The organism is Aquipuribacter sp. SD81, assembly GCF_037153975.1.
Lineage (GTDB): Bacteria > Actinomycetota > Actinomycetes > Actinomycetales > JBBAYJ01 > Aquipuribacter.
The window spans coordinates 53,690-78,369 of the sequence record NZ_JBBAYJ010000019.1; the positions used below are offsets into that span (position 1 = coordinate 53,690).

Annotated in this window: 22 protein-coding genes and 1 pseudogene; 14 read left to right on the plus strand and 9 right to left on the minus strand. The window is 75.7% G+C overall.

Annotated elements, in window-relative coordinates:
* Positions 1 to 59: 59 nt before the first annotated feature.
* The 3 genes from WAA21_RS12390 to WAA21_RS12400 all read left to right on the plus strand — a co-directional run bounded on the left by WAA21_RS12390 (position 60) and on the right by WAA21_RS12400 (position 4,195).
* Entirely contained in the window at positions 60 to 488 is a 429-nt protein-coding gene (locus WAA21_RS12390) for a LysM peptidoglycan-binding domain-containing protein (protein WP_336923123.1), read from the plus strand.
* Between the two features lie 270 nt (positions 489 to 758).
* Positions 759 to 1,325, plus strand: coding sequence for a transcriptional regulator NrdR (gene nrdR / locus WAA21_RS12395; protein ID WP_336923124.1), 567 nt, complete (start codon positions 759 to 761; stop codon positions 1,323 to 1,325).
* On the plus strand, positions 1,322 to 4,195 hold the full coding sequence (locus WAA21_RS12400; RefSeq protein ID WP_336923125.1) for a vitamin B12-dependent ribonucleotide reductase: 2,874 nt from the start codon (positions 1,322 to 1,324) through the stop codon (positions 4,193 to 4,195). The genes nrdR and WAA21_RS12400 overlap by 4 nt, the downstream gene beginning before the upstream one ends.
* Positions 4,196 to 4,314: 119 nt before the next feature.
* Here WAA21_RS12400 and WAA21_RS12405 read toward each other — a convergent pair whose 3' ends face one another.
* Positions 4,315 to 6,357 (minus strand): ADP-ribosylglycohydrolase family protein, encoded by a 2,043-nt coding sequence (locus tag WAA21_RS12405; protein ID WP_336923126.1) that lies wholly within the window; start codon positions 6,355 to 6,357, stop codon positions 4,315 to 4,317.
* 84 nt (positions 6,358 to 6,441) lie between these two features.
* Here WAA21_RS12405 and WAA21_RS12410 point away from each other — a divergent pair, with 84 nt between their 5' ends.
* Positions 6,442 to 7,338: an alpha/beta fold hydrolase gene (locus tag WAA21_RS12410; protein WP_336923127.1), complete on the plus strand. Its 897-nt coding sequence runs from the start codon at positions 6,442 to 6,444 to the stop codon at positions 7,336 to 7,338.
* Between the two features lie 38 nt (positions 7,339 to 7,376).
* Here the strand turns inward: WAA21_RS12410 and WAA21_RS12415 are convergent, their stop codons facing one another.
* Entirely contained in the window at positions 7,377 to 7,946 is a 570-nt protein-coding gene (locus WAA21_RS12415; RefSeq protein ID WP_336923128.1) for a GNAT family N-acetyltransferase, read from the minus strand.
* Positions 7,947 to 8,109: 163 nt separating this feature from the next.
* Here WAA21_RS12415 and WAA21_RS12420 point away from each other — a divergent pair, with 163 nt between their 5' ends.
* Positions 8,110 to 9,636 carry a SulP family inorganic anion transporter gene (locus WAA21_RS12420; RefSeq protein ID WP_336923129.1) on the plus strand — a complete coding sequence of 509 codons (1,527 nt, stop codon included), beginning with the start codon at positions 8,110 to 8,112 and terminating at the stop codon, positions 9,634 to 9,636.
* Between the two features lie 22 nt (positions 9,637 to 9,658).
* On the opposite strand, the gene WAA21_RS12425 is transcribed toward WAA21_RS12420, so the two are convergent.
* Complete coding sequence (locus WAA21_RS12425) at positions 9,659 to 10,408, minus strand: spermidine synthase (RefSeq protein WP_336923130.1); 750 nt, start codon at positions 10,406 to 10,408, stop codon at positions 9,659 to 9,661.
* Between the two features lie 132 nt (positions 10,409 to 10,540).
* On the opposite strand from WAA21_RS12425, the gene WAA21_RS12430 reads away from it, so the two are divergent.
* From WAA21_RS12430 to WAA21_RS12440, 3 genes are read left to right on the plus strand one after another with little or no spacing between them, the layout of a single operon-like run.
* Positions 10,541 to 10,954 carry a DUF805 domain-containing protein gene (locus WAA21_RS12430; protein WP_336923131.1) on the plus strand — a complete coding sequence of 138 codons (414 nt, stop codon included), beginning with the start codon at positions 10,541 to 10,543 and terminating at the stop codon, positions 10,952 to 10,954.
* Positions 10,955 to 11,006: 52 nt separating this feature from the next.
* Entirely contained in the window at positions 11,007 to 11,693 is a 687-nt protein-coding gene (locus tag WAA21_RS12435) for an RNA polymerase sigma factor (RefSeq protein ID WP_336923132.1), read from the plus strand.
* Positions 11,690 to 12,772: a hypothetical protein gene (locus WAA21_RS12440; RefSeq protein WP_336923133.1), complete on the plus strand. Its 1,083-nt coding sequence runs from the start codon at positions 11,690 to 11,692 to the stop codon at positions 12,770 to 12,772. The genes WAA21_RS12435 and WAA21_RS12440 overlap by 4 nt, the downstream gene beginning before the upstream one ends.
* Before the next feature lie 28 nt (positions 12,773 to 12,800).
* On the opposite strand, the gene WAA21_RS12445 is transcribed toward WAA21_RS12440, so the two are convergent.
* Positions 12,801 to 14,276, minus strand: a complete 1,476-nt coding sequence (locus tag WAA21_RS12445; protein ID WP_336923134.1) for a PxKF domain-containing protein — start codon at positions 14,274 to 14,276, stop codon at positions 12,801 to 12,803.
* Positions 14,277 to 14,355: 79 nt separating this feature from the next.
* On the minus strand, positions 14,356 to 15,291 hold the full coding sequence (locus WAA21_RS12450; RefSeq protein WP_336923135.1) for an oxygenase MpaB family protein: 936 nt from the start codon (positions 15,289 to 15,291) through the stop codon (positions 14,356 to 14,358).
* 121 nt (positions 15,292 to 15,412) lie between these two features.
* On the opposite strand from WAA21_RS12450, the gene WAA21_RS12455 reads away from it, so the two are divergent.
* The 4 genes and pseudogenes from WAA21_RS12455 (at position 15,413) to WAA21_RS12470 (ending at position 19,075) form a co-directional block, all read left to right on the plus strand.
* Positions 15,413 to 16,393 carry an ABC transporter ATP-binding protein gene (locus tag WAA21_RS12455; protein WP_336923136.1) on the plus strand — a complete coding sequence of 327 codons (981 nt, stop codon included), beginning with the start codon at positions 15,413 to 15,415 and terminating at the stop codon, positions 16,391 to 16,393.
* Positions 16,390 to 17,277, plus strand: coding sequence for an ABC transporter permease (locus WAA21_RS12460; protein WP_336923137.1), 888 nt, complete (start codon positions 16,390 to 16,392; stop codon positions 17,275 to 17,277). Before WAA21_RS12455 ends, WAA21_RS12460 begins: the two co-directional genes overlap by 4 nt.
* A gap of 161 nt (positions 17,278 to 17,438) precedes the next feature.
* Positions 17,439 to 18,311, plus strand: a pseudogene (locus WAA21_RS12465) (ABC transporter ATP-binding protein); the annotation flags it as partial.
* Positions 18,308 to 19,075: a hypothetical protein gene (locus tag WAA21_RS12470; protein ID WP_336923139.1), complete on the plus strand. Its 768-nt coding sequence runs from the start codon at positions 18,308 to 18,310 to the stop codon at positions 19,073 to 19,075. The pseudogene WAA21_RS12465 and the gene WAA21_RS12470, both read left to right, overlap by 4 nt.
* A 4-nt stretch (positions 19,076 to 19,079) precedes the next feature.
* Here the strand turns inward: WAA21_RS12470 and WAA21_RS12475 are convergent, their stop codons facing one another.
* Together WAA21_RS12475 and WAA21_RS12480 are read right to left on the minus strand one after the other, a co-directional pair.
* Positions 19,080 to 19,247 (minus strand): hypothetical protein, encoded by a 168-nt coding sequence (locus WAA21_RS12475; RefSeq protein WP_336923140.1) that lies wholly within the window; start codon positions 19,245 to 19,247, stop codon positions 19,080 to 19,082.
* Between the two features lie 88 nt (positions 19,248 to 19,335).
* Positions 19,336 to 20,082, minus strand: coding sequence for a hypothetical protein (locus WAA21_RS12480; protein WP_336923141.1), 747 nt, complete (start codon positions 20,080 to 20,082; stop codon positions 19,336 to 19,338).
* 197 nt (positions 20,083 to 20,279) lie between these two features.
* Here WAA21_RS12480 and WAA21_RS12485 point away from each other — a divergent pair, with 197 nt between their 5' ends.
* Positions 20,280 to 21,506, plus strand: coding sequence for a sensor histidine kinase (locus WAA21_RS12485; protein WP_336923142.1), 1,227 nt, complete (start codon positions 20,280 to 20,282; stop codon positions 21,504 to 21,506).
* 10 nt (positions 21,507 to 21,516) lie between these two features.
* Positions 21,517 to 22,170 carry a response regulator gene (locus tag WAA21_RS12490; protein ID WP_442893281.1) on the plus strand — a complete coding sequence of 218 codons (654 nt, stop codon included), beginning with the start codon at positions 21,517 to 21,519 and terminating at the stop codon, positions 22,168 to 22,170.
* Here WAA21_RS12490 and WAA21_RS12495 read toward each other — a convergent pair.
* Positions 22,134 to 22,829: a response regulator transcription factor gene (locus WAA21_RS12495; RefSeq protein WP_336923144.1), complete on the minus strand. Its 696-nt coding sequence runs from the start codon at positions 22,827 to 22,829 to the stop codon at positions 22,134 to 22,136. The two genes, WAA21_RS12490 and WAA21_RS12495, sit on opposite strands and share 37 nt — an antisense overlap.
* Entirely contained in the window at positions 22,826 to 24,592 is a 1,767-nt protein-coding gene (locus WAA21_RS12500; RefSeq protein ID WP_336923145.1) for a sensor histidine kinase, read from the minus strand. Before WAA21_RS12500 ends, WAA21_RS12495 begins: the two co-directional genes overlap by 4 nt.
* Positions 24,593 to 24,680: the final 88 nt, after the last annotated feature.

The window sequence follows — 24,680 nt, forward strand, 5'->3', positions numbered from 1 at the left end:
AACGTACAGACGTTCGAAGGCGCGAGCCCCCACCGAACACCTGTCCAGAGGAGGAACCGATGAGCACCACCGCCGCCGCCCCGCTCCGCCCGACGCTCCACCGCGCCCCAGGCCGCCGTCCGGCCCTCGTGCTCACCCGGCGCGGCCGCGTCGTCGTGCGCGCCCTCGCGTGGGTCGCGACCACAGCCGCAGCGGCGCTCGCGGTGCTGCTCGTGTGGGTCGCGGCGGCGTCCTTCGTCGCCCCCGGGGCCTCCGCCGGCGACGGCCGCTCCGGCGTCGTGTCCGGGGTGGGCGCGACCTCGGTCGACGCCGACGCGGTCGGTGCGGTCAGCGTCGTCGTCGACCCGGGCGACACGCTGTGGTCGCTCGCGCGCGACCACGCACCCGACCGGGACCCGCGTGCCGTCGTCCACGACGTGGTCCGGCTCAACGAGCTCGCCTCGAGCACGGTGCTCGCCGGCGACCGGCTCCTCGTCCCCACCCGCTGAGCACCACGACCCCCGGCTGACCTGCAGGAGCGGGTCGGCCACGGGGAGATGCGTCCCCGAGGGCGGCGCCGCGACCCGACGACACGCCGTCGGAAGGCGGCGCCGCCCTCTTGCGTTGTCGGTGGTCGCTGCTACCGTTGCCACAACATCTAGTAGTTACACCCGTGTGGTTCATCCACATCTGGTCCACAGGTGGTCCACACGGTGAGGTGCCGTCGTCAACAGGTACCGCACAGGTCCGTCCACAGGGGCGGGGGAAGGGGGTGCGTCGTGCGCTGCCCGTTCTGCCGGTTAGGCGACTCCCGGGTCGTCGACTCCCGCACGGCGGACGACGGCACGGCGATCCGCCGCCGGCGTCAGTGCCAGGACTGCGACCGTCGCTTCACGACCGTGGAGTCGGCGAGCCTCACCGTCGTCAAGCGCTCCGGCGCGACCGAGCCGTTCTCCCGGGAGAAGGTCCTCTCGGGCGTCCGCAAGGCGTGCCAGGGCCGGCCCGTCTCCGAGGACGACCTCGCCCTTCTCGCGCAGAAGGTCGAGGAGGCCGTCCGCCAGACCGGGGCGGCCCAGGTGGACGCCCACGAGATCGGGCTGGCGATCCTGGGGCCGCTCCGCGAGCTCGACGAGGTCGCCTACCTCCGCTTCGCCAGCGTGTACCGGGCCTTCGAGTCCCTCGCCGACTTCGAGGAGGCGATCACCCTCCTCCGCGTCGAGCGCGCCGCCCACGAGCAGCAGCCCGAGCAGCAGTGCGCGCACCAGCAGCAGACCGCACCCGCACCCGTCCAGAGCACCGTCCGCACGCCGTCCGGCACGACCGTCACCCCAGGGGAGCCCGCATGACCGACACGACCTCGTCGACCCGACAGACCGCACCCGGCGCCGCCGGCCTCACCGTCGAGCGGGTGTGGACGACCCCCGGCGTCCACCCGTACGACGAGGTGACGTGGGAGTCGCGCGACGTCGTCCAGACCAACTGGAAGACCGGCGAGACGATCTTCGAGCAGCGCGGCGTCGAGTTCCCCGACTTCTGGTCGGTCAACGCCTCCTCGATCGTCACGACGAAGTACTTCCGCGGGGCGGTCGGCAGCGACACCCGCGAGCGGAGCCTCCGTCAGCTCATCGACCGGGTCGTGCTCACCTACACCAAGGCCGGCAAGGACCACGGCTACTTCGCCACCGACGCCGACGCCGAGGTCTTCGAGCACGAGCTCACGTGGATGCTCCTGCACCAGGTGTTCAGCTTCAACAGCCCCGTCTGGTTCAACGTCGGCACGCCCGCGCCGCAGCAGGTGAGCGCGTGCTTCATCCTCGCCGTCGACGACACGATGGACTCGATCCTCAACTGGTACGCCGAGGAGGGGCGCATCTTCAAGGGCGGCTCCGGTGCGGGTCTCAACCTCTCGCGCATCCGCTCGAGCAAGGAGCTGCTGTCCTCCGGCGGGACCGCGTCCGGCCCGGTGTCCTTCATGCGCGGCGCCGACGCCTCGGCCGGGACCATCAAGTCCGGCGGCGCCACGCGCCGGGCGGCGAAGATGGTCGTCCTCGACATCGACCACCCGGACATCGCCGAGTTCGTCGCGACCAAGGCGCGCGAGGAGAACAAGATCCGCGCGCTGCGCGACGCCGGGTTCGACATGGACCTCGGCGGCGACGACATCACGAGCGTGCAGTACCAGAACGCCAACAACTCCGTCCGCGTGAGCGACGAGTTCATGCGCGCGGTCGAGAACGGCACGGACTTCGGGCTGCGGGCACGCTCCACGGGCGAGGTCATCGAGTCCGTCGACGCCCGGGCGCTGTGGCAGCAGGTCGCGCAGGCGGCGTGGGAGTGCGCCGACCCCGGCATCCAGTACGACGACACGATCAACGACTGGCACACCACGCCGGAGTCCGGGCGCATCAACGCCTCGAACCCGTGCAGCGAGTACATGCACCTCGACAACTCCAGCTGCAACCTCGCGAGCCTCAACCTGCTGAAGTTCCTCACGGGCGAGGGCACCTTCGACGCCGAGCAGTTCGCGAAGAGCGTCGAGCTCGTCATCACGGCGATGGACATCTCCATCTGCTTCGCCGACTTCCCGACCGAGCCCATCGGGGAGACGACGCGGGCGTTCCGCCAGCTCGGCATCGGCTACGCCAACCTCGGCGCGCTGCTCATGGCCTCGGGCCTCGCCTACGACTCCGACGGCGGCCGGGCGCTGGCGGCGAGCATCACGAGCCTCATGACGGGGGTGTCGTACAAGCGCTCCGCGGAGCTCGCCGCCGTCGTCGGCCCGTACGAGGGCTACGCCCGCAACGCCGACGCCCACAAGCGCGTCATGCGCAAGCACCAGGCCGCCAACGACGCGATCCGCACCATGCACCCCATGGACCGCTCGGTGCAGGCCCTCGCGACCAAGGTGTGGGAGGCCGGCAACAAGACGGGCGAGACCAACGGCTGGCGCAACAGCCAGGCGAGCGTCCTGGCCCCCACCGGCACGATCGGCTTCATGATGGACTGCGACACGACCGGCATCGAGCCGGACTTCTCGCTGGTCAAGTTCAAGAAGCTCGTCGGCGGCGGGTCCATGCAGATCGTCAACCAGACGATCCCGCGCGCGCTGCGGAAGTTCGGCTACACCGAGGAGACGGTCGAGGCGATCGTCGCCTACATCGCCGAGCACGGGCACGTGGTGGACGCGCCTGGTCTCAAGCCCGAGCACTACGAGGTCTTCGACTGCGCGATCGGCCAGCGCTCCATCGCGCCGATGGGCCACGTGCGCATGATGGCCGCGGTGCAGCCGTTCCTGTCCGGGGCCATCTCCAAGACGGTCAACATGCCGGAGGAGGCGACGGTCGAGGAGGTCGCAGAGGTCTACTACGAGGGCTGGAAGTCCGGCCTCAAGGCGCTCGCGATCTACCGCGACAACTGCAAGGTCGGCCAGCCGCTGTCCAGCGGGTCCTCGGCCAAGGAGTCCGGCTCCACGACCGCGACCGAGGAGGTCAAGGTCGAGTACCGGCCCGTGCGGCGCCGGCTGCCGAAGAAGCGTCCCGCCAACACGACGTCGTTCACGGTCGGCGGCGCGCAGGGCTACATGATCAGCTCGTCGTACCCCGACGACGGCCTGGGCGAGCTCTTCCTCAAGATGAGCAAGCAGGGCTCCACCCTCGCCGGGATGATGGACGCCTTCTCCATCGCCGTGTCGATCGGCCTGCAGTACGGCGTGCCGCTGGAGACCTACGTCGAGAAGTTCACGAACATGCGCTTCGAGCCGGCCGGTCTGACCGACGACCCGGACGTGCGCATGTCCGCCTCGATCATGGACTACGTGTTCCGCCGCCTGGCGCTGGACTACCTGCCGTTCGAGACGCGGTCCGCGCTCGGCATCCACACCGCCGAGGAGCGGCAGCGGCAGCTGGAGACGGGCTCGTACGAGCCGGTCGACACCTACGACGCCGACGACGACGGCGAGTACGACGCCGACGTGTACGCCCAGTCCGCACCGGTCGAGCAGGCGAAGCCCGCCGCGCAGGAGGCCCCGGCGGCGCCCGCTCCCGCGGCCGCCGCAGCGCCCCTGCCCGCGCAGGTGCACTCCTCGGCCGAGCTCATGGAGGCGATCCAGGGCCGCACGCAGGACAGCCCCATGTGCCTGACGTGCGGGGTCAAGATGCGCCCGGCCGGCTCGTGCTACGTGTGCGAGGGCTGCGGCAGCACGAGCGGCTGCAGCTGATGCTGCTCTGAGGCGCCTCGAGGGCTGACGAGAGCCACGCCGCCCCCGGTCCCGTCGCGGGACCGGGGGCGGCGTCGTGCCGGGCGGGCGCCGTTGTCCGGGACCGACGACGCCGGCACTCACATGCGGGGGAGGGCCTCCACCCGCGAGGCCCAACCCCGCAGCGTGTCGTCCTCGCCGGTCCGGCAGGCGACGAGCGCGCACGCGATCGCGCAGGTGGTGTCCCGGTCGCCGAGGCCGGTGACCGTGCGCCAGAACGTGGCCTCGAGGTCGTCCGGAGCCTGCAGGACCGACCACAGCACGAACGGCACGGTGTCCCACGAGGCGCCCTCCTGCCCCGTCCCGAGCGCTCCGGCGACGGACCTCACGGTCTCGACGTCGTCACCGATCTCACCGCGGGCGAGCAGGTCCGCCGCGGCGGTGATGCCGTCGCGCAGCCGGCCGGGCGCGCACGAACCGTCGGCGGCGGCCAGCAGCAGCTCGCGCGGAGGCAGGTCGCCGCCGCGTGAGCCGGCGAGGACGGCGGCGACGGCGGCCACGACCGCGGCGCCGTCGCGTCCCTCGTCGTGCGCGTGCGTGACCACCGCCTGGCGGGCGGCGACGTCCCGCGCCGCGCGCCAGTCGCCGGCGTGCCACGCGCCGATGGCCGCGGAGCGCATCGCGGCGCCGTTGCCCCACGAGCCGCCGCCGAAGAGCGACGCCGACTCCCGTCGCCAGTCGGCGCCCAGCCGGACGGCCCACAGCAGCTCGCGCGACCCGCGGCCGTAGCCGCGACCGACGTCGAGGTGGAGGGCGAGGTGCTGCGCCAGGGCGTCCGGCGGCACCTCCCCGTCGTGGCGCCGCAGCACCGCCACGACGCTCGCGTGCTGCAACGTGTCGTCGGTCCAGCGGAGCCCTCCCGGCGGCGGGTCGGGCAAAACCCGCCGGGTGATGAGGTCGAGCGCGGCGCCGGCGGGCCCGAAGAAGCGCTCACCGTGGGCGTCGCCCACCGCGCAGCCGAGCAGCGCGTCACCGGCCCGGCGCGCCGCCGCCTCGACCGCCGTGTCGGCGCCGGTGGGTCGGGCTGAACTGAGCGGTGCCCACCAGCGACTGTGCCGCCCGGTGGCGGGCTCGGCGCCGACCTGGGGACGGGCAGGTGCGGTGCCCGCCCGCGGGAGGGCCGACGCGACCGTGCGGACGCCGGCTGCCGCCGGGTCGTCCGCTCCGTCGGCGAGGAGCAGCGGGAGCGCGACCTCCGCCGGCGCCCGGACGTGGACGTCGTAGCGGTCCGGAGCGCTGCCGTGCAGGGGCAGGCCGTCGGGCGCGGCGTGGTCCGGGTTCACCGCGACGGTGAGGGCACCGACGTCGCGTGCGTACCGCAGCAGCGCGCTCGCCGAGGAGACCATTCCGCTCGTCCCGACGGCGAGGAGCACGTCGCACGCCCGCACGGCGCGCCGGGCCTGCCACTGCGCGTCCAGGTCGACCGGCTCGCCGAAGAGCACGACGTCGGGACGGAGCGGGCCACCACAACCGGGGCAGGACGGGGGCTCGGACCAGGTTGCGGCGTCCGGGGCGCGGTGGCAGGCGGGGTCGCGCACGCACCGCGAGACGAGCAGCTGGCCGTGCAGGTGCGCGACGGGCGACTCCGTCGGGCCGCCGCCGGTCGCGGTCGCCGTCACCGGAAGCCCGGCTGCACGCTCGTGCAGGTCGTCGACGTTCTGCGTGACGAGCGTGCGCCGGGCGCCGGTCGGCGCCGCCGCGAGCCACGCGGCGATCGCGAGGTGCGCGGCGTTGGGCCGCGCGGCCAGGATCTCCGTCCGGCGCGGCCCCCATGCCGACCACACCGCGGGGAGGGAGCCGAGGAGCAGCCGACCGTCGAGCTCCGGCGGCAGCTCGTCGTCGGCGTAGGGCGACACAGGGCCGCCTGTGGCCGTGGCCGGCGTTCGGTACGCGGGCAGGCCGCTGGCCACGCTCACGCCCGCCCCGGTGAGGACGAGCACGTTGCGTGCAGCCGACAGCCGCTGCCGCAGGACGTCGGCACCGGCGAGCCGGGGGTCGGTCCGCGGGTCGACGCGGATGGTCAGGGCCTCCGGCGGCGGGTCCTGCGTCGCGTTCGGCAGTCTGGTGTCCACGAGCGGTGCGCCCTCCCCGGCGTCGGCGCGGACCGGTCCGCGCGCGGTCATGCTGCCCGACCCGACGGCCGGCCACGACCTCCGGCCGCCCGGAGCCGGGCGCCGCACCCGTCATCCGTCGGACGATGAGTTCCCGTGCCGGCGACCGTCCTCACCGGCATGACCACCTCGACGCTCGACACCGACGGCGCAGCCCTCACCTACGACGTCCACGGTCCGCTGCCGACCGCGGACGGCCGTCCCCCGCTCCTGCTCGTCGGCCAGCCGATGGACGCGAGCGGCTTCGCGACGCTGGCCGGGCTCCTGCCCGACCGCACCTGCGTGACCTACGACCCGCGCGGTCTCGGCCGCAGTACTCGCACCGACGGGCGCGACGACCACGACCCCACCGTCCAGGCAGAGGACCTGCACGCCCTCGTGCAGACGCTCGGCGCGGGCCCGGTCGACGTGTTCGGCAGCAGCGGGGGCGCCGTCACCGCCTTCGCGCTCGTCGCCGCCCATCCGGAGGACGTCGCCACACTCGTCGCGCACGAGCCCCCGCTCATCCCCGTCCTGCCGGACGCCACGGCGGCCGAGCGCGCCCGAGCCGCCGTCCGGGACGCCTACGAGGCAAGGGGCTGGGGCGCCGGGATGGCCGCCTTCATGGTGATGACGTCGTGGCAGGGCGAGTACACCGACGCCTACTTCGACCAGCCCGCCCCTGACCCGGCGCAGCTCGGCATGCCCGCCGAGGACGACGGCTCGCGCGACGACCCGCTGCTGTCGGACCGCTCGTGGGCGGTCAGCGGCTACCAGCTCGACGTGGACGCGATCCGTGCGGCGCCGACCCGGGTCGTCGTCGCGGTCGGCGAGGAGTCCGCGGGCACGTTCACCGCCCGGACGTCCGAAGCGACGGCCCGGCTGCTCGGGCAGGACGTCGCGGTCGTGTTCCCGAGCCACCACGGCGGGTTCCTGGGCGGGGAGCACGGCTACGCGGGGCAGCCGGAGGCCTTCGCGCGTCGGCTCACCGAGGTGCTGGCCGGCGGGTCCTGAGGCACGGGCCGGTCCGCGCCGTCACTCGCGGGGCCTCCTCACGTGCCCAGCTCGCGTCGCACGACCCAGCGGACCCGTCGCGCGCTGTGCGCCGTCGTCGCCGACACACGCACGAAGCCCGCGCGCTCGAACAGCTGAACCGACCCGACGTAGCCGGCGACGCTGTCGACCCGGCCGTCCGCGGCGTCGACGGGATAGCCCTCGACGACCTCGGCGCCGTGGGCCCGAGCGTGCGCCACGGCACCGTCGAGGAGCTCGTGGAGCAGCCCCCGGCGTCGGTATCCCGGGCGCACGACGAAGCAGACGACGGCCCACGCATCGCGGTCGTCGAGCGTGGGGATCGTGCGGGAGCGCACGAGACGGCGGTAGGAGCTCCGCGGCGCCACCGAGCACCAGCCGGCCGGCTCACCGTCGACGTAGGCGAGCACACCGGGACCGGGCGGAACGCTGCACAGGTCCCGCAGGGCCGCCGGCCGCTCGGCGTTGGCAAGCCGGGCGTCGCGGTAGCTCATGCACCAGCAGGCGCCCGCATCCGGACGGCTGGTGCCGACGAGCGTGGCGGCGTCCTCGAAGCGGCCCACGGCCGTCACGACCTCGACGTGCTCCACGGTCGTCACGCTAGGCCCCGCACGGCCACCTCGTCGGCGGGTCGACCACGAACCAGGCGGACTCGACCCTCGGGTGAGGGTAGGGTTCGTGACGCACCCGTGCGAGCCGCCGTCGTCCCGCGCGCCCACCTGCGTCACCGGCGCCCGGAACGAGAAGAGCTGCATGACCGAGCCCACGGGGCCCCTGTCCGCGCGCGTCCCCGCACCCCGGCCGCTGCGGGGTCTGCCGCGGCTGCGCCGGCCGGACTGGCTCGCGCCGCGCGTGCTGCGTACCGAGGTGCTCGCCGGGCTCGTCGTCGCCCTCGCGCTCATCCCCGAGGCGATCTCGTTCTCGATCATCGCGGGCGTGGACCCCCGGCTCGGCCTCTTCGCGTCGTTCACGATGGCCGTCACCATCGCCGTGGTCGGCGGGCGCAAGGCCATGATCTCCGCCGCGACCGGCGCGATCGCCCTCGTCCTCGCGCCGCTGTCGGCCGAGCACGGCGCGGAGTACCTCATCGCCGCCGTCATCCTCGGTGGGGTGCTCCAGGTCGTGCTGGGAGCGCTCGGCGTGGCCCGGCTCATGCGCTTCATCCCGCGCAGCGTCATGGTCGGCTTCGTCAACAGCCTCGCGATCCTCATCTTCCTCGCGCAGGTCCCCCACCTGGTCGGGGTGCCGTGGCTCGTGTACCCGCTGGTCGGCGCCGGCCTCGTCGTCATCTTCGGTCTGCCGCGGCTCACCACGGCCGTCCCGGCCCCGCTCGTCGCGATCGTCCTGCTGACCGTCCTCACGGTCACGGCGGCGATCCGGGTCCCGACGGTCGGCGACATGGGGGAGCTGCCCTCGACGCTCCCGGTGCTCGGCGTCCCGGCCGTGCCGTTCACGCTGGGGACGCTGCAGCTCATCGCGCCCTACGCGCTCGGTGTCGCGCTCGTGGGGCTCATCGAGTCGCTGCTCACCGCCAAGCTCGTCGACGACCTCACCGACACCGGGTCGGACAAGACCCGCGAGTCGTGGGGCCAGGGCGTCGCGAACATCGTGACCGGCTTCTTCGGCGGCATGGGCGGCTGCGCCATGATCGGCCAGACGATGATCAACGTGCGCTCCGGCGCCCGCACCCGGCTGTCGACCTTCCTCGCCGGCGTCTTCCTGCTCGTGCTCGTCGTCGCCCTCGGCGACCTCGTCGGGCTCATCCCCATGGCGGCGCTCGTCGCGGTGATGGTCCTCGTCAGCATCTCGACCTTCGACTGGCACTCGGTCGCGCCGGCCACCCTGCGGCGCATGCCGAAGAGCGAGACCGCGGTCATGCTCACGACCGTCGCGGTCGTCGTCACGACCCACAACCTCGCCTACGGCGTGCTCGCGGGTGTCCTCGCGGCCATGGTGCTCTTCGCGCGACGCGTCGCCCACCTCGTCGAGGTCATGGCCGTCACCGACCCCGACGGCACCCAGGTCGTCTACTCCGTGCACGGCGAGCTGTTTTTCGCCTCGAGCAACGACCTGGTCCACCAGTTCGACTACGCCGGCGACCCCGCCGACGTCGTCGTCGACCTCAGCGCCGCGCACGTGTGGGACGCCTCGTCGGTGGCCGCGCTCGACGCGGTGACGACGAAGTACGCGCGCCGCGGCAAGCGGGTCACCATCACCGGGCTGAACCCGGCGAGCGCCTCGATGCACGACCGGCTCGCCGGGCAGCTGTCGAGCCACTGAGCGAGGCCCGGCGGCCGGGGGCTCAGCCTGCCGCGGTCGCGACGTACACCGTGCACGCCGAGCGCCCACCCGTCAGCGGGTTGGCGAAGTCGACGACGTGGGCCCGGACGTCGGCGAACACGGCGCGGAGGCGGTCGGCGAACGCCTCGTCCGGCGGGTCGTCCGACCACAGCCCGAACACCCCGCCGGGTGAGAGCAGCCGCGAGAACCGGGTGAGGCCGTCGGCGGTGTAGAGGTCGGCGTGCGAGCCGTGGAGCACGTGGTCGGGGGAGTGGTCGACGTCGAGCAGGACGGCGTCCCACCGGCGACCGGGTACCGCGGGGTCGAAGCCGTCGCCGCGCGCCATGGCGAAGAAGTCGCCGGTGCGCAGCACCGTGCGCGGGTCCTCGACGAGGGCGGCGGCGCCGGGCAGCAGCCCCCGCTCGTGCCACGCGATCACCGGGGGCAGGACCTCGACGACGACCAGCTCGGCGACGCCGTCGTCGAGCAGCGCCGTCCGGGCGGTGTAGCCGAGCCCGAGCCCGCCGACCACAACGTGCAGCCCACCGTCACCGCGGGCCGGGCGCACCGCCTCGAGACCGATCCGGGCGAGCGCCTCCTCCGACGCGGTGAACAGGCTCGACATCAGCCACTCCTCGCCGAGCTTCACCTCGTACACGTCGAGGCCCGTCGTCGGCTCCCGGCGACGGCGCAGGCTGAGCTCGCCCATCGGGGTGTCGACCCAGTCGAGCTCCTCGAAGCGTGCCCGTCGCGGTGCCGGCTCGCTGCCCATCCGCCGACCCTACGGGCGCGGCGGACGCCGCGGCCGCGCACCCGTTCCGGTGGCGCCTGCGCCGGACCGGACGAACTCCGGTGCGGCGGCGGACCCGTCCGGCACGATGACCCCGAGCGGGAGGTGCGACGGATGGAACCGGTGGGGGCGACGGGGTCGGTGCTGCGCCGCTACGCGCGCTTCTCGGGGCGCGCGTCGCTCGCCGAGTACTGGTGGTGGCTCGCGGTCCTCGCCGCACTGGCTCTCGTCGTGCGCGCGGCTCTCGCCGGGCTGCCGGACGTCGCCGTGCTCGGGGAGCCGGTGGGCGCCTGGCAGCTGGCGCTGCTGCCCCTGCTGGTGCCGACGGTCGCGGTGACGGCGCGCCGGCTGAGGGACGCCGGCCTCTCGCCGTGGTGGCAGCTCCTCGTGCTCGTGCCGTTCGGAGCCGTGGTGGTCCTCACGATGTGCGCCTTCCGCCCGTGGCAGCCCTCGGCGGCCGCCCGGGCCGGGCTGCGTCCCCTCCTCCGCCGACGCCGGACCGCCCCGGCGGGGCGGACGTCCGCGTGAGCGGCCGCAGACCGAGGTGGAACCGCGGGGGCGCAGCCGGGCATGAGGGGGTGTGGGCGGGACGGAGCACGTGAGCGACCGGGAGCTGTGGCGACGGGCCGGCGAGGGGGACGGCGAGGCGTTCGGGGTGCTGTTCGACCGCCACCGCGAGCCGGTTCGCGCCTACTGCGCGCGGCGGTGCGGGTCGCTCGACGCGGCGGACGACCTCGTGTCGGTCGTCTTCCTCGAGGCCTGGCGCCGTCGCGCGGACGTCGAGCTCGTCCACGACAGCGTCCTGCCGTGGCTGTACGGCGTGGCCCGCCGGACGGTGCAGCGGCGCACCCGGACGACGCTGCGGCACCGCCGGCTGCTGAGCCGCATCGCGACCGAGCAGCACGGCGCCACGGGCGTGCCCGTCACCGCGGAAGCGGCCGCCAGCCACGCCGACCACGCGGACGGGGTCGCCGCCCGCATCGACGACGAGGCCGAGCTCCGTCGGCTTCGGTCCGCGCTCTCCCGGCTCGGTCGACGCGACCAGGAGGTGCTGCTGCTGTGCGTCTGGCAGCAGCTCGACACCGCCGCTGCCGCCGTGGCGCTCGCCGTGCCGGTCGGCACCGTCAAGTCGCGGCTGTCCCGCGCCCGCGCCCGGCTGCGCCACGCCCTCGACGACGGGGGGCCGCCCGGCCCGGCCCCTGAGAGGACGCACGACCCCGTCACCGCACTGCTCCGCTCGACCGTCACCGCCGAGGAGACCGCATGAGCACCACGCTCAAGTCCCGGATGGACCCCGCCCGCGCGGCGGGCACGCGTGCGGCGCTCGTCGCCGGGGCCGACCGGTCCGGGCGACGCGGCCTCCTCGGTGCGCGCCGGTGGCGCGGCCTGCCCCGGCCCGTCGTGGCGGGGGTGGTCGTGGTGGGTGTCCTGGGGCTCGGCACCGGGGCGGCCGTGTCGGTGACGCAGTTCCTCCAGCCCGACGTGCTGCGGGTCTCGTGCGTGCTCGGCTCCGCCGCGGACGCCGACGTGCGCGACCGCCGGACGACGGTCGCGGACCCGGTTGCGACCTGCGCGTCCGAGTGGCCGGACGGGACGGCACCCGACGACCTCACCGTCTTCATGGGCGACCTCGGCCGCTCCGTGCAGGTCTACGTCGCCCCGGCGGACTGGGACGGCAGCGGGTACGCCGCCGCTCCGGTCTCGGTCGAGGTCGCCTTCGACCCCCGACCGGCTCGGCTCGAGGCGGCGCTCGACGACTGGGTCGACGGGCTGGAGTCGTCCTGCTTCTCCGCCGAGGAGGCGGAGACCCGGGTCGTCGCGGACCTCGAGCGGCTCGGCCTCGTCGGGTGGACCGTGCGCTGGGACGACAACGACGGCCGGGAGACGGCCGACGGCGACAACACGTGCGCCTGGGCGCTCGTGCCCGAGGGCGACGACCGGGAGGTCGTCGTGCGGGGCGCGGAGGCGGAGTGGGCGTTCAAGCGGGAGGACCTCGACGCCCTCTCCGAGGACGAGCTGCGCACGTACTACACCGAGGGGTACCGGGCGTCCGCGTCCGACGGCACGGAGTTCGAGCAGGGCGAGGCCGCGTGGGTCGAGGAGTCCGTGGCGAACGCGCTCACGGTCCGGGAGGACCTCGCGCTGTTCCGCTCGCTGGTCACCGACGGCGTCTGCCGCAGCGCCCCCGAGGTGGCGGAGCTGGTGACGGCCGAGCTCGACCCGGCGTGGAACCCGCAGGTCGAGGTGTCGGTCGACGACACCCTGCCGTGCGCCGTCCTCGAGGCCGGGATGGGCGGCACGTGGCTCGTGTCCGTGGTCGGGCCGCAGCGCGTCGACGCCCCGTGACGGGGCACCGACGCGCCTGAGGTCGGCGTCAGCGCAGGAGGAACAGCGCGCTGGTGACGGTCCCGTCCGCGGTCCGAAGCGAGACGCGGTGGCAGGTGCCGGGCGCCTTCGGGGTGGCCCACACCTGCACGAACTGCTTCTCGACGGGGTCGTAGGTGAGCGCGGTCCGACCGGTCACGGTCTGCTCGAGGTCGTCGGTGGGCGCTCCGCTGGTGCACGTCACGCGGGTCGTCGTGAGGGTGGCGCCGAGGGCGGCGACGTCGGTGAGCGGCCCGGACGGGGTCTCCACGGCGAACTTCAGCGGGACCGAGGAGCCGCCCTTCACGCGGTTGAGGACGCCGCCCATGTCGACGGGGGAGCGGAAGCCGTCGACCGACCAGCCGCACGTGGCAGCGAGGCCCACGCGGTCGGAGACCGGGTCGGTGGCGAAGCGGGTGGCCTCCGCGCACAGCGGGGCGAGCGCCGGGGACACGAGGACGTTGTCGGTCGCCACGTCGTCGCGCTGGGGCAGGAGCGCGTCGCCGACGCAGAGCCGGTAGCCGGCGTGCGTGGCCGCGGGGCAGCGGGTCGCGCCGTCGGCGAGCGGCACGAGACCACCCGCGAGCAGGGCGTCGTAGGCGGCCGGCTGGTACCCGGGGCCGGAGTTGAGGCGGCCGAGGACGATGTCGACGTCCGCGGCGAGCAGGCCGGGGACGAGGGACTCCTGCCGCGCGCCGGTCTCCAGGTAGGCAAGACTCGGGTCCACGTCCTCCCACCGGTTGAACGGCCAGCCGACCGCAGCGAGGCGGGTGCCGGCCACCGTGGCGTAGACGGTCGCGGAGCCCTCGAGGTAGGAGTCGTGGTGGACCGTCTCGACGTCCTCGATGGGTCGTGCGCTCAGCAGCAGCAGGCCGGGACTGCCGCCGTGCGCGAGCGCCTGAGTGCCCTGGTAGTACGCGACGTCGATCGCGTCGTACGGGCTCCGGTCGTCCGGGATGGTCTGCAGAGCAGTGAGGACGGCTGCTACGCACGGCTGCTGGTTCCGGAACACGAGGCCGAGCGCGAGCAGGCTGATGAACGGGTCGACCGCGCCGGTGGCGGGCTGCAACGCCTGCCGCGGGTCGGTGCCGGAGAGGATGAGTCCGGTGATGAAGTCCTCGAGCTCCGACCTCGGTACGTCGAGCGAGCAGAAGGCGAAGCCCGTCGGCCCCGCCGGCGCGTAGTAGGAGTACGGGTACCGGGCGGCGACACGGGGGTCGGCCGTGATCGCGGCGGCCCCGTCGGCGCTCCACACGCCCTGCAGGGCGAGGACGTCGAGGTCGGTCCCGGCGACCTCGTCCACGACGACCGGGACGCGGTCGGTCATCCACGGCCGCAGGGCCGTGTCCCACGTGCCGACGCGGAGCGCCGAGCCGCCGGTCGGGGCGGACCCGGGCGCAGGCGAGGCGGCGGCCGGTCCGGCCAGGGCGGCCACGAGCAGGGTGCACGCGGCGAGGACGGCGGTGGCGAGGGCGGGTCGGCGCACGGTGGGCTCCACGGTGAGAGGGCGGTCAGCACCACCCTCGCGCCGTCGTCACCGCCGGGGAATGGACCTGGGTGCAGCCTCAGGCGGCGTCGGCCCACGCGGGGCGCGGACCGGTGCCGAGCCGCCACCGCGCCGCCTGCTCCGACGGGCTCCGCTCGCCGAGCGCGAGCCGCAGCGCCCCGAGCTGCACGCCCGTCGCGCGCAGCCGCGCCCGCGCGACCACGTCGCGGCGGGACCGCCCGGGTACCCCGGCGCACGCCGCGAGCCGCGGCGAGACGAGGAGGCCCGCCGCCCCCGACAGCCCGGCGTAGAAGGCCTGCTCGGGCAGGCTGAGCCCCGGTGGGGCGGTGAGGAACGCCCGCAGGTCGTCGGGCACGGGCGCGAGCACCGGCCCGTAGCCGCGGATCGCCTCGTCGAGCTCGTCGCAGGAGGCAGGCAGGTCGGTCGCCCCCAGCGCCTCGGCGCTGCGCCGCCACTCGCGGACGTACTCATCCGGCCAGCGCGGGCCGAAGCGCGCGCGCAGGTCCTCCCCGACGGCCTCGTGCGCGGCCAGGAAGGCGTCGGTGAAGGCGAGGTGCACCCAGCGCAGCAGGTCCGGGTCGGACGCGGAGTACGCGCGGCCCGCGTCGTCGTCGCCACGCACCCGCCGGTGCATGCCGCGGACGCGGGCGGCCTCCCGCGAGGCGAGCCGCTCGGAGCCGAACGTCGTGACGACGAGCCAGCGCGCGGTACCGGCGAGCCGCTTCCACGGGTCCTGGCGGTAGTCGGAGTGCTGCTGGACCCCGGCCAGCGCGAGCGGGTGCGCTGCCTGCCCGAGCAGCGCCGTCACCCCGCCGACGAGGGTCGCGAGGTCGCCGTGGACCCGCCACACGACGCCGTCGGGGTCGAACCAGCCGGGCCCGTCGCCGACCGTCGCGATGTCGCGCACCCACTGCGGCGCGCCACCCGGGTCCCCGGAGACCCGGGCGCGGAAGCGCTCCCGAGCGCGCTCGGGGAGCCGGGCCGGGTTCAGCACGCCCCGAGCGTCGCACGCGGCTGGCCACGGCGCCGTGCGGGACGGCCCCGCGGGCGTGCCCCCGTCCGCCCCTGCGGCTACCCCCCTTACCGCCGGCGCGCCCGGCTGGCACGGTCGGAGCGTGACCACGACCGCCGACGGGCCGCGCGCCGTCGCCCCACCCGACGGCGGGGGCGCCGCCGTCGTCCGCACCCGCGACCTGCACCTGCACCTCGGTGCCCGGCGCGTGCTCGACGGCGCCGACATCTCCGTCGGCCCCGGCGTGACCGGGCTGCTCGGCCCGAACGGTGCGGGCAAGACGACGCTCATCGGGCTGCTCCTCGGTCTGCAGCGCCCCACCTCGGGCGAGGTCGAGGTGCTGGGGCTCGACCCGACGACGCAGGGGTCCCGGCTGCGGCCGCTCGTCGGGTACTCCCCCCAGCTGGAGGTGCTGCCCCCGGACGTGCCCGCGGTCGCCCTCGTGAGCCACCTCGCGGAGGTGCAGGGCCTGCCGCGAAGCGCGGCGCGGCAGCGCTCGAGCGACGCGCTGTGGCTCGTCGGGCTCGGTGAGGAGCGGACCCGGCGCGTGGGCACCATGTCGACGGGACAGAAGCAGCGGGTGAAGCTCGCGTGCGCGCTGGCCCACGACCCGCGCCTGCTCGTGCTCGACGAGCCGACCAACGGCCTCGACCCCGTGCAGCGCGACGACCTGCTCGCGCTCGTGCGGCGCCTCGGCACCGAGCTCGGCATGCACGTGCTGCTCAGCTCCCACCTGCTGGCCGAGGTGGAGCAGGTGTGCGACGCGGTCGTGATCCTCACCGACGGCCGCGCGAGCGGCGCACGGCTCCGGGGCACCGGCAGCCGATCCGAGCAGCGTCTGCTCGTCGTCGACGAGACCTCGGGGACGCGCGTGGTGTCCGCACTCGCGGCCGCCGGTCTCGACGTCGTCGCCACCGCCACCGGCGACGGGCTCGCCCACCTGCGGGTGACGCTGCCCCGACCCGACGACGAGCACCACCTCACGCGCGCGCTGGCCGAGGCGGACGCCGACGTGCACCGCCTCACCGAGCCCCACCACGGCCTCGTCGACACCTACCTCGCCGCGACGGGGGGTGCCGCGTGAGCGCCGCACCCGCCAGCGCACCGCAGGAGACCTCGCGCCTGCTCGACACCGGCTACCGCCCCTACGACGGCCCGCGCGCCGGCGTCGCGGGCGCCGTCGCCAGCCTCGTCCGCTACTCGGTGGGTCGCGGTCTCGGGGTCGGCCGACCGCTCGGCGGCAAGGTGCCGATCGGCCTGGTCCTGCTCGTCGCGTACCTGCCCGCGCTCGCCCTCGTCGGCGTGGCGGTCATCGCGGGTGACGTGCTGCAGCAGACGCTCGTGGAGTCGGTGCGCGACTACTACCAGCTCATCACGACGGCTGTCGTCGCCTTCGCCGCCCTCGTCGTGCCGGAGCTGTTCTGCACCGACAAGCGCACGGGCATGCTCGGGCGCTACCTCGCGACGCCGCTCACCCGGTGGACGTACCTGCTCGCCAAGGCCGTGGCCCTCGTCGTCCTGCTCGCCCTCGTCGCGCTCGGGCCGCCGCTGCTGCTCCTGCTCGGGCTCGCCGGGACCGGTGACGCCGTGCCGCCCGTCGCGGAGCTCCTCGACGTGCTGTGGCGGATCCTGCTCGCGACACCGCTGCTCGCGCTGCCCGTGGCGGCCGTCGGGGCCGCGGCCTCCAGCCTCACCTCCCGACGCGTCGTCGCGACGGCTGTCATCGCCGTGCTGCTCCTCGTCGGCGGAGCCGTCAGCGCCGTCCTCGTCGGGACCGGGTCGTGGCCGGTCGTGCAGCTCGTGGACGTCGTCGCCGTCGCCTTCGAGGCCCCGGCGCGCCTGCTCGGTGCCGACAGCGCCCTGTCGACGGTCCCGCTGTGGCAGGTCGGCGCGGCCTGGCTCGCCTGGGTGGCGGTCCCCACGACCGTCGTCGTCACCTCCTACGCCACCACGAAGGTCTCCCGATGAGCACCCGGACCACCACCCAGCCGGACCTCGGCGCCCACCGCACCGCCGACGCGGGCACGGGGCACGCAGCGCTCGACCCGCACGACCCGCAGGGCGACCCCGTCGCCGAGCTGGACCAGGTGAGCCGCTGGTACGGCTCCGTGGTCGCCGTGTCCGAGGTGAGCCTCACGCTCCGCCCGGGCGTGACCGCCCTGCTCGGACCGAACGGCGCCGGGAAGTCCACGCTGCTGCGCCTCGTGTGCGGGTTGACCTGGCCCTCCCGAGGCACCGTCCGCCTGTTCGGCCGCGACCCGCGCCGGCACCCGGACGTGTACCGGCACGTCGGTATCGCGCCGCAGCAGGAGGCGCTGTTCGACTCCGACAGCCCCACCCGCTTCGTCGCGACCGCCGCGCGGCTGAACGGCGTGGCCGACCCCGACACCGCCACCGAGCAGGCGCTGCAGCGCGTCGGTCTCGACCCCGCCGACCCGCGTCCGCTGCGGCAGCGCTCCGGCGGGGAGCGCCAGCGGGCGAAGCTCGCCCAGGCCATCGTCCACCGCCCCTCCCTCCTCGTGCTCGACGAGCCCGTCGAGGGCCTCGACCCGCGCCAGCGGCTCGCCGTGCTCGACCTCGTCGCGGACCTCGGGCGGGAGGGCCGCACGGTGCTCGTGTCGAGCCACGTGCTCGGCGAGCTCGACCGCATCAGCGACCGCGTGCTCGTCATGGCGCAGGGGCGAGCCGTCGCCGCCGGCACGTCGCGCGGCCTGCGCGAGCTGCTCGACGACCGTCCGCTCAAGGTGCGGGTCGGGACGGACCGCCCGCGCGCGCTGGCCGCCGCCCTCGTCGGCCTGCCGGGCGTCGTCGCGGTCGCGGTCTCCGAGCCGCCACCCGACGACCCCGGCCCCGGGGGAGCGGTGGTCGTCGACACGCTCGGTGCCCCCGCGCTGCGGCGCCGGCTCGCGCCCGCCGCGGTCGCGGTCGGGGCGCGGCTGCACGAGGTCAGGCCGCTCGACGACGACCTCGACAGCGTCTTCCGCTACCTGGTGACCCGGTGAGCGCGGCGACGAGCACGCGGGCGGGCGCGCCCGGCGTGCGGCAGCCGTCCCTGTGGCTGCTCACCACCACCATGACCCGCGCGGCACAGGGCCGGCTCCGGCTCGTGCTGTCGGTGGCGACGGCGCTCGCCCTCGGCGCGGTCGGCCTCGTGGTCCGGCTGCGGGCGGACGCGGGCGTGGGCGTGGCGGACGAGCAGGTCGCGACCCTCGTCGCCACGCTCGTGCTCACGCTGTACGCGCCGCTGCTCAGCCTCGTGCAGGCCGCCGGGGTCGTCGGCGACCTGCGCGACGACGGCACGCTCGTCTACCTGTGGCTGCGGCCGGTCGCGCGGTGGCGTCTGGCCGTGGCGGCGACTCTCGCGGTGCTCGTCCGCTCGGCCCCGCTCGCCGTCGTCGCCGCGGTCGTGCTCGCCGCCTCCGCGGGTGCCGGCTGGGGCGTGGTCGTCGCCGCCGGCTACGCGGCGCTCATGGCGTGCGTCGGGTACGCCGGGCTGTTCGCGTTCCTCGGCCTCGCGGTGCGCCGAGCGCTCGTCCTCGGTCTCGTCTACGTCCTCGTGTGGGAGGGCGTCGTCGCCGCCTTCGCCGCGCTGCCGGCGCGTCTGGCCGTCAGCACGTACAGCTCCTCGCTGCTCGCCCACCTCGGCGGCACGCCCGTGCCGTCCCAGGGCGTCGGGCTGGGCTGGGCGTGGGCGGGACCGTTGCTCCTCGCCGCCGTCGCGGTGCTCGCCGCGCAGCGCCGGCTCGTGCGCGGCGAGGTCGCCTGACCCCTCAGGGGAAGTCGGCCGTGGGCGAGGCCGCCGGGTCGATGGTCCCCTCGGGGAACACGTTGCCGGTCGGTGCCTCGGTCGGGTCCTCGCCCGCCTCCCCGCTGCAGGCGGTGAGCAGGACGAGGACGGCGAGCAGGGCCCCCGCGGCGCCGGTTCGTGTCGCTGTCATCCCACGACCGTGCCAGTGCGCCCGGCCGCCCGCCTCCCGGTGCGGGGGCGGGCGACCGGACGCAGGCGGCCGTAGGTGGACGCGGACCTCAGGCGACGCCCGCCCGGACCCGCTGGAACAGCCGCACCCCGATGAGCGCGAAGGGCGCCAGGGCGACGAGCAGGAGCCCGGCGAGCAGCAGCGGCTGGGTGCCACCGAGGGCGAACCCGCCGACGACGCCGAGCACGAGCCACGGCACGGTCACCCAGTGCAGGACACCCGCACGGGCCAGGCCCGCCAGCAGCAGGACCGGACCGACGGCGCACAGGACCTCCGTGCCGAACCACACCTGCAGCAGGGGGTGCGCGAGCGCGGACTCCGAGAGGGCTGCGGCCTGCGCGAGGTCGAGGGTGCGGCCCAGCTCCATGATCCACCAGTCGGACAGCAGCGCCCCGGCCTGGTTGAGGAAGGCGACGGCCGACACCAGCGCCCCGAGCACGGTGAGGCCCCGGCCCCGGCGGCCGCGGACCAGCAGCGGGGCGGCGAGGAAGCCCAGGCCCATGAGCAGGTTGCCGTAGTGCAGGAACAGGGCCGAGACCTGCGTGAGGACCTCGTCACGGGCCAGGGAGGTCACGTAGTCGGCCGCGCCCTCACCGGCCATGTCGGGCGAGGTGACCATGCCGGCGACGAACAGCAGCGGCCCGGCGACCAGCGCCGAGGCGCCCGCGAGGCGCATGGCCCGCGGCGGGGCGCTGCGAGCCGGCTCGCCGGGGTCCGCGTCGACCGGGGCGGCGGGCGCGGGAACGGGGGCAGCGGCGGCTCGGTCGGTGTCGCGGCGGGTGGTGGGGGTGGTCACGGTGGCTCTCCTTCGTCTGCGCGGCTCCTGCCGCGTGCCGCCGGTCGGCGACGAGGAGGACGCTAGGAAGGGCGCGGCTCGCCGCGCGTCCGCCGAGGGGGACCTGCGCGGCTCCGCCTCGCGGCGGACCCGCGCCGTCCCGCGGGTCCGCCGCACGGCGGACGCCGGCGGACCTGCCCCCGCCCTACCGTGACCGCATGCTGCGACCCGCCCCCGTGCACGGCCGTCCCGGGCGACGCGAGCGGCACCCGTGGCGCGACGCGCGCCTGCTGCCGCTGGCCGGGGCCGTCCTCGCGCCCGTCCTCGCCGTCGTCGAGGGTCGGCTCGACCCGACGTACCGGGAGCACCCCCTCGGGGTGGGCGTCGTCGCCGCACTCCTCGGCGTCGGCTACCTCGTGGCCGTGCGGTGGGCCTCGGCCGGCGCCGTCGTGCTCGCCCTGTCCTTCCCCGTCGGCCTGCTCGCGGGTCTGCCCGGGCTCGCGGGCGCCTCGTTCGTCGCCGTGGTGGTGGGCCTGGCCTGGGCGGGGTGGGCGGACCCGCTCCGCCGGTCCGCCGTCGCCCTCGGGGTGGTGCTCGTCGGCTTCGCGGTGGCGGGCGCCTTCGCCGGCGGCGGGTCGTGGGACTCGGTCTTCCTGGCCGCCATGCTCCTGCCGTCGTGGTGGCTCGGGGTGCTCGTGCACCGGGCGCAGAGCCGGGCGCGTGAGCTCGCGCGCCTCGCCGCGGCCCTGGACGCCGAGCGGGAGGTGAGCGCCCGTGCGGCGGTGGCCGCCGAGCGCACCCGCATCGCGCGCGACGTGCACGACGCGGTCGCGCACTCCGTCAGCGTCATGACCCTGCAGGTGGGCGGCCTGCGCCGCCAGCTGGACGACGTGCTGCGGGACCGCCCGCAGGAGCGCGAGGTCATGCTGGGGCTGGAGGAGCTCGGCCGCCGGTCGGTCGACGACCTCCGCGCCCTCGTCGGGATCCTCCGCCAGGACGCGGCCGGCGAAGCGGGCACGGCGCCGACCCCGTCGCTCGGGCACGCCGAGGACCTGGTCCGGCAGGTCAGGGCCGCCGGCCTGGACGTGCGCCTCACGCACGACGGCGAGCCGGTCGAGCTGCCGCCCGGGCTCGACGTGTCGGCCTACCGGGTCCTGCAGGAGTGCCTGACGAACGCGCTGCGCCACGCGCCCGGCAGCCGCTGTGAGGTCGTGCTGCGCCGGCGTGCGGACGCCGTCACGGTCCTGGTCACCGACCACGGCAGCCCGGCACGGCCGGACCGGGCCGCGGGCCCGGGCGACGGGCAGGCAGCCGCGTCGGTGGGCGGGCACGGCCTGGTCGGCATGCGCGAGCGCGTCGCCGCCTACGGCGGGACCCTCACCGCGGCCCCGACCGCCGACGGCTTCCGCGTCGAGGCCCGCTTCCCCGTGCCGCGGCACCGGTGAGCGCGTGAGCATCCGGGTCGTCCTCGTCGACGACGAGGCGATGGTGCGGGTGGGGCTGCGCATGGTCCTCACCGCCGAGCCGGACGTCGAGGTGGTCGGCGAGGCGGGTGACGGCGCGGAGGCCGTCGACGTGGTGACCCGCACCTCGCCGGACGTCGTCCTCGTCGACATCCGCATGCCGCGGGTCGACGGGCTCGAGGCCTCGCGCCGCCTGCTCGCCCTGCCCGACCCGCCGCGCGTGGTCGTGCTCACGACGTTCGACGAGGACGAGTACCTCGCCGAGGCGCTGCGCGGGGGCGTGAGCGGCTTCCTGCTCAAGGTGGCCCCGCCGGAGCAGCTGGTGGCGGCCGTCCGCGCCGTCGCCGCCGGCGGTGGCCTCCTGGACCCGACGCTGACCCCGCGGGTCATCCGGGCCTTCGGCGCCGCGGCGCCCGCCCGCACGCGCGCGGACCTCGTCGCCTCGCTCACCGAGCGCGAGAAGGACGTGCTCCGGCTCGTCGCCCGCGGCCTGTCCAACGCGGAGGTCGCGGCCGAGCTGTACCTGGGGGAGGCGACCGTGAAGACCCACGTGTCCCGGCTGCTCGCCAAGCTGGGCCTGAGGGACCGCGTGCAGGCGGTCGGCGTCGCCTACGAGAGCGGGCTGGTCCGTCCGGGGGAGTCGTGAGCAGGTCCGTCGGCCCCGGTCTCGCCGAGGTAGCGCAGGACGGCGAGGACCCGGCGGTGGTCGGCGTCGTCCGCGGCGATGCCCAGCTCGTCGTAGATGCGGGACGTGTGCGCGACCACGGCCCGCTCGCCCACCCCGAGCCGCTGGGCGATCCCGCTGTTCGACCGGCCGGTGGCGAGCAGGGCGAGCACCTCGCGCTGCCGCGGCGTCAGGCGGTGCAGGCCGTCGTCGCCCGCGCGGGCGCGCTCGGCCATGAGCTGCACGACCTCGGGGTCCAGGGCGATGCCGCCGGCCGCGACGGTCCGCAGGGCCGTCACGAACGTGGCGGGGTCACCGACGCGCTGCTTGAGCTGGTAGCCGGTGCCCGCGGGGGCGCGGCCCGCGAGCAGGTCGTGGGCGTAGCCACGGGTCACGTACTGCGAGAGGACCATGACCGGCAGCGCGGGGCGGTCGCGCCGCAGCCGCAGGACCGCGTCGAGGCCGTCCGTGCCGCGGCCGGGCGGCAGCCGGATGTCGGTGAGGAGCAGGTCCGGGCGGTGCGAGCGGACCGCGGCCTCGCCGGTCACCGCGTCGGTCGCGGTCGCGACCACGGTCATCCCGCCGCCCTGCACCACCGCGACGAGGCCCTGCAGGAGCAGGGTCTCGTCCTCCACGATCACGACCCGCACGGCAGCTCCACCCTCAGCCGGGTCCCGCCGCCGGACGGGCTGTCGAGCACGACGTGCCCGGCCAGCGCCTCGACCCGGTCCACGAGGCCCCGCAGGCCGATGCCGGGCCGGCGACCGTCCTCGTGGGACGGCTCCGTCGCCGCCGAGGGCAGACGCGCCCCGCCCACGCCGTCGTCGGCGAGCTCGACGACGAGGACGTCCCCGGTCCGCTCCACGCGCACGAGCAGCCGGGTCGCGTGCGCGTGCTTGACGGCGTTCGTCACCGCCTCGGCGAGGACGAAGTACGCCGTGCTCGCGACGGCGCGCGGCAGCGCCGGCCGGTCCGGTGAGCGGAACACGGCCTCGACGGCCACGGGCACCCGGTCGAGCAGCTCCCTGACCGCGGGCACGAGACCGGCGTCCATGAGGACCGCGGGCATGACGCCGTGCACGAGTCGGCGCAGCTCGGTGATGGCGTCGTCGACCTCGGCGCGCAGGCTGGTGAGGCCCGCCTCGGCCGCGGAGGTCGTGGCGTCCCCGTCCCGGGTCGCGTCCAGCTCTGCGGCCAGCCGACCCGCCCGCATCGCGACGAGGACGAGCCGGGCCTGCAGGACGTCGTGCAGGTCGGCGGCGAGGCGACGTCGCTCCGCGTCGGCGAGCTCGACGACGCGGGCCCGGCTCGCGACGACGCGCCGGTTGCTCGCGATGAGGTCGGCGGTCAGCTGCTCGCGCTCCAGCGCGAGCGCGACGACCGCGCCGGCCGCCTCGACCGGGCCGGGGTCGGGCAGCAGCACGGCGTCGTAGTCGATCTCGGCGACGGCGCCGTGGCGGCCCTGCACGAGCACGCGGCCGCGGTCGGGCTCCGCCTCCGACGCCCGCGGGGTCGGCCGGTCACCCGGGACGGCGGGCCCGGGCACGACAGTCAGGCGCAGCGAGGGGTCCCCGACGGCCTCGGCGACGGCCGCCCCGAGCCCCGCCGAGCGGCCCGCCGGGCCGCCGAGGGCGATGCCGAGCTCGTCCACCCGTCCCATCCGGGCGAAGCCCGAGCGCAGCAGGGCGACCGTCAGGACGGCCGGTGTCGACAGCAGCAGCACGACCTGCGCGACGAAGATGTCGAGCTCGGACCAGCCGAGCAGGCGGTTGAGCAGGTTGGCGGACAGGGGGAAGAACGCGAGCGCGACCGCACCCCAGACCCGGACCACACCGAGGCCCCAGCGGTCGCGGCGGGGCCGCGGGGACCTCGACGGGCGGAGGACCCGCACGAGCAGCACGACGACCGCGACGCTCAGCAGCGTGCCGCCGAGCACCGCCTGCACCGTCCGGACGCCGTCCCCCACCGCGCCGTCCTGCCCGGGGGGCAGGCCCAGCCGCCCGGCGTCGAGCAGCCGTACCGCGTCCCCGCCGACGGTGAGGAGGTACAGGCCCGCGACCAGGGCGGTGGCGAGGCGGCCACGCAGCCGCCCGGAGGGGAAGGCGAGCAGGACGTGCGCGAGGGCCGCGATCGGGGCCTGGCCCGCCACGAAGCCGACGGCGCGCAGCAGCGGGTCCTCGGCGTTGCCGGCGACCGCCAGGACGCTGAGCACCCCCGTCACGCACAGCAGCAGCCCCGAGCCGTTGTACGGGCGCCGCAGCCACGCGAGGCAGCCGAGCCCGAGCGTGGACGCCCCCACCACCGCGAAGGCGAGGAGCGGCAGCGCCGCCTCGGGGGCACCCGCGGCGCCGACGGCCACGGCGAGACCGGCGGCGAGCACCCCCACACCGGCGAGCAGCAGCACCGCGGCCTGCAGCGGACGACGCGGCCACGACGGGTTGCCGGCGCGTCGCGGGTCGGGTCGGGTGGCGTCGATGGGCTGATGATGCAGC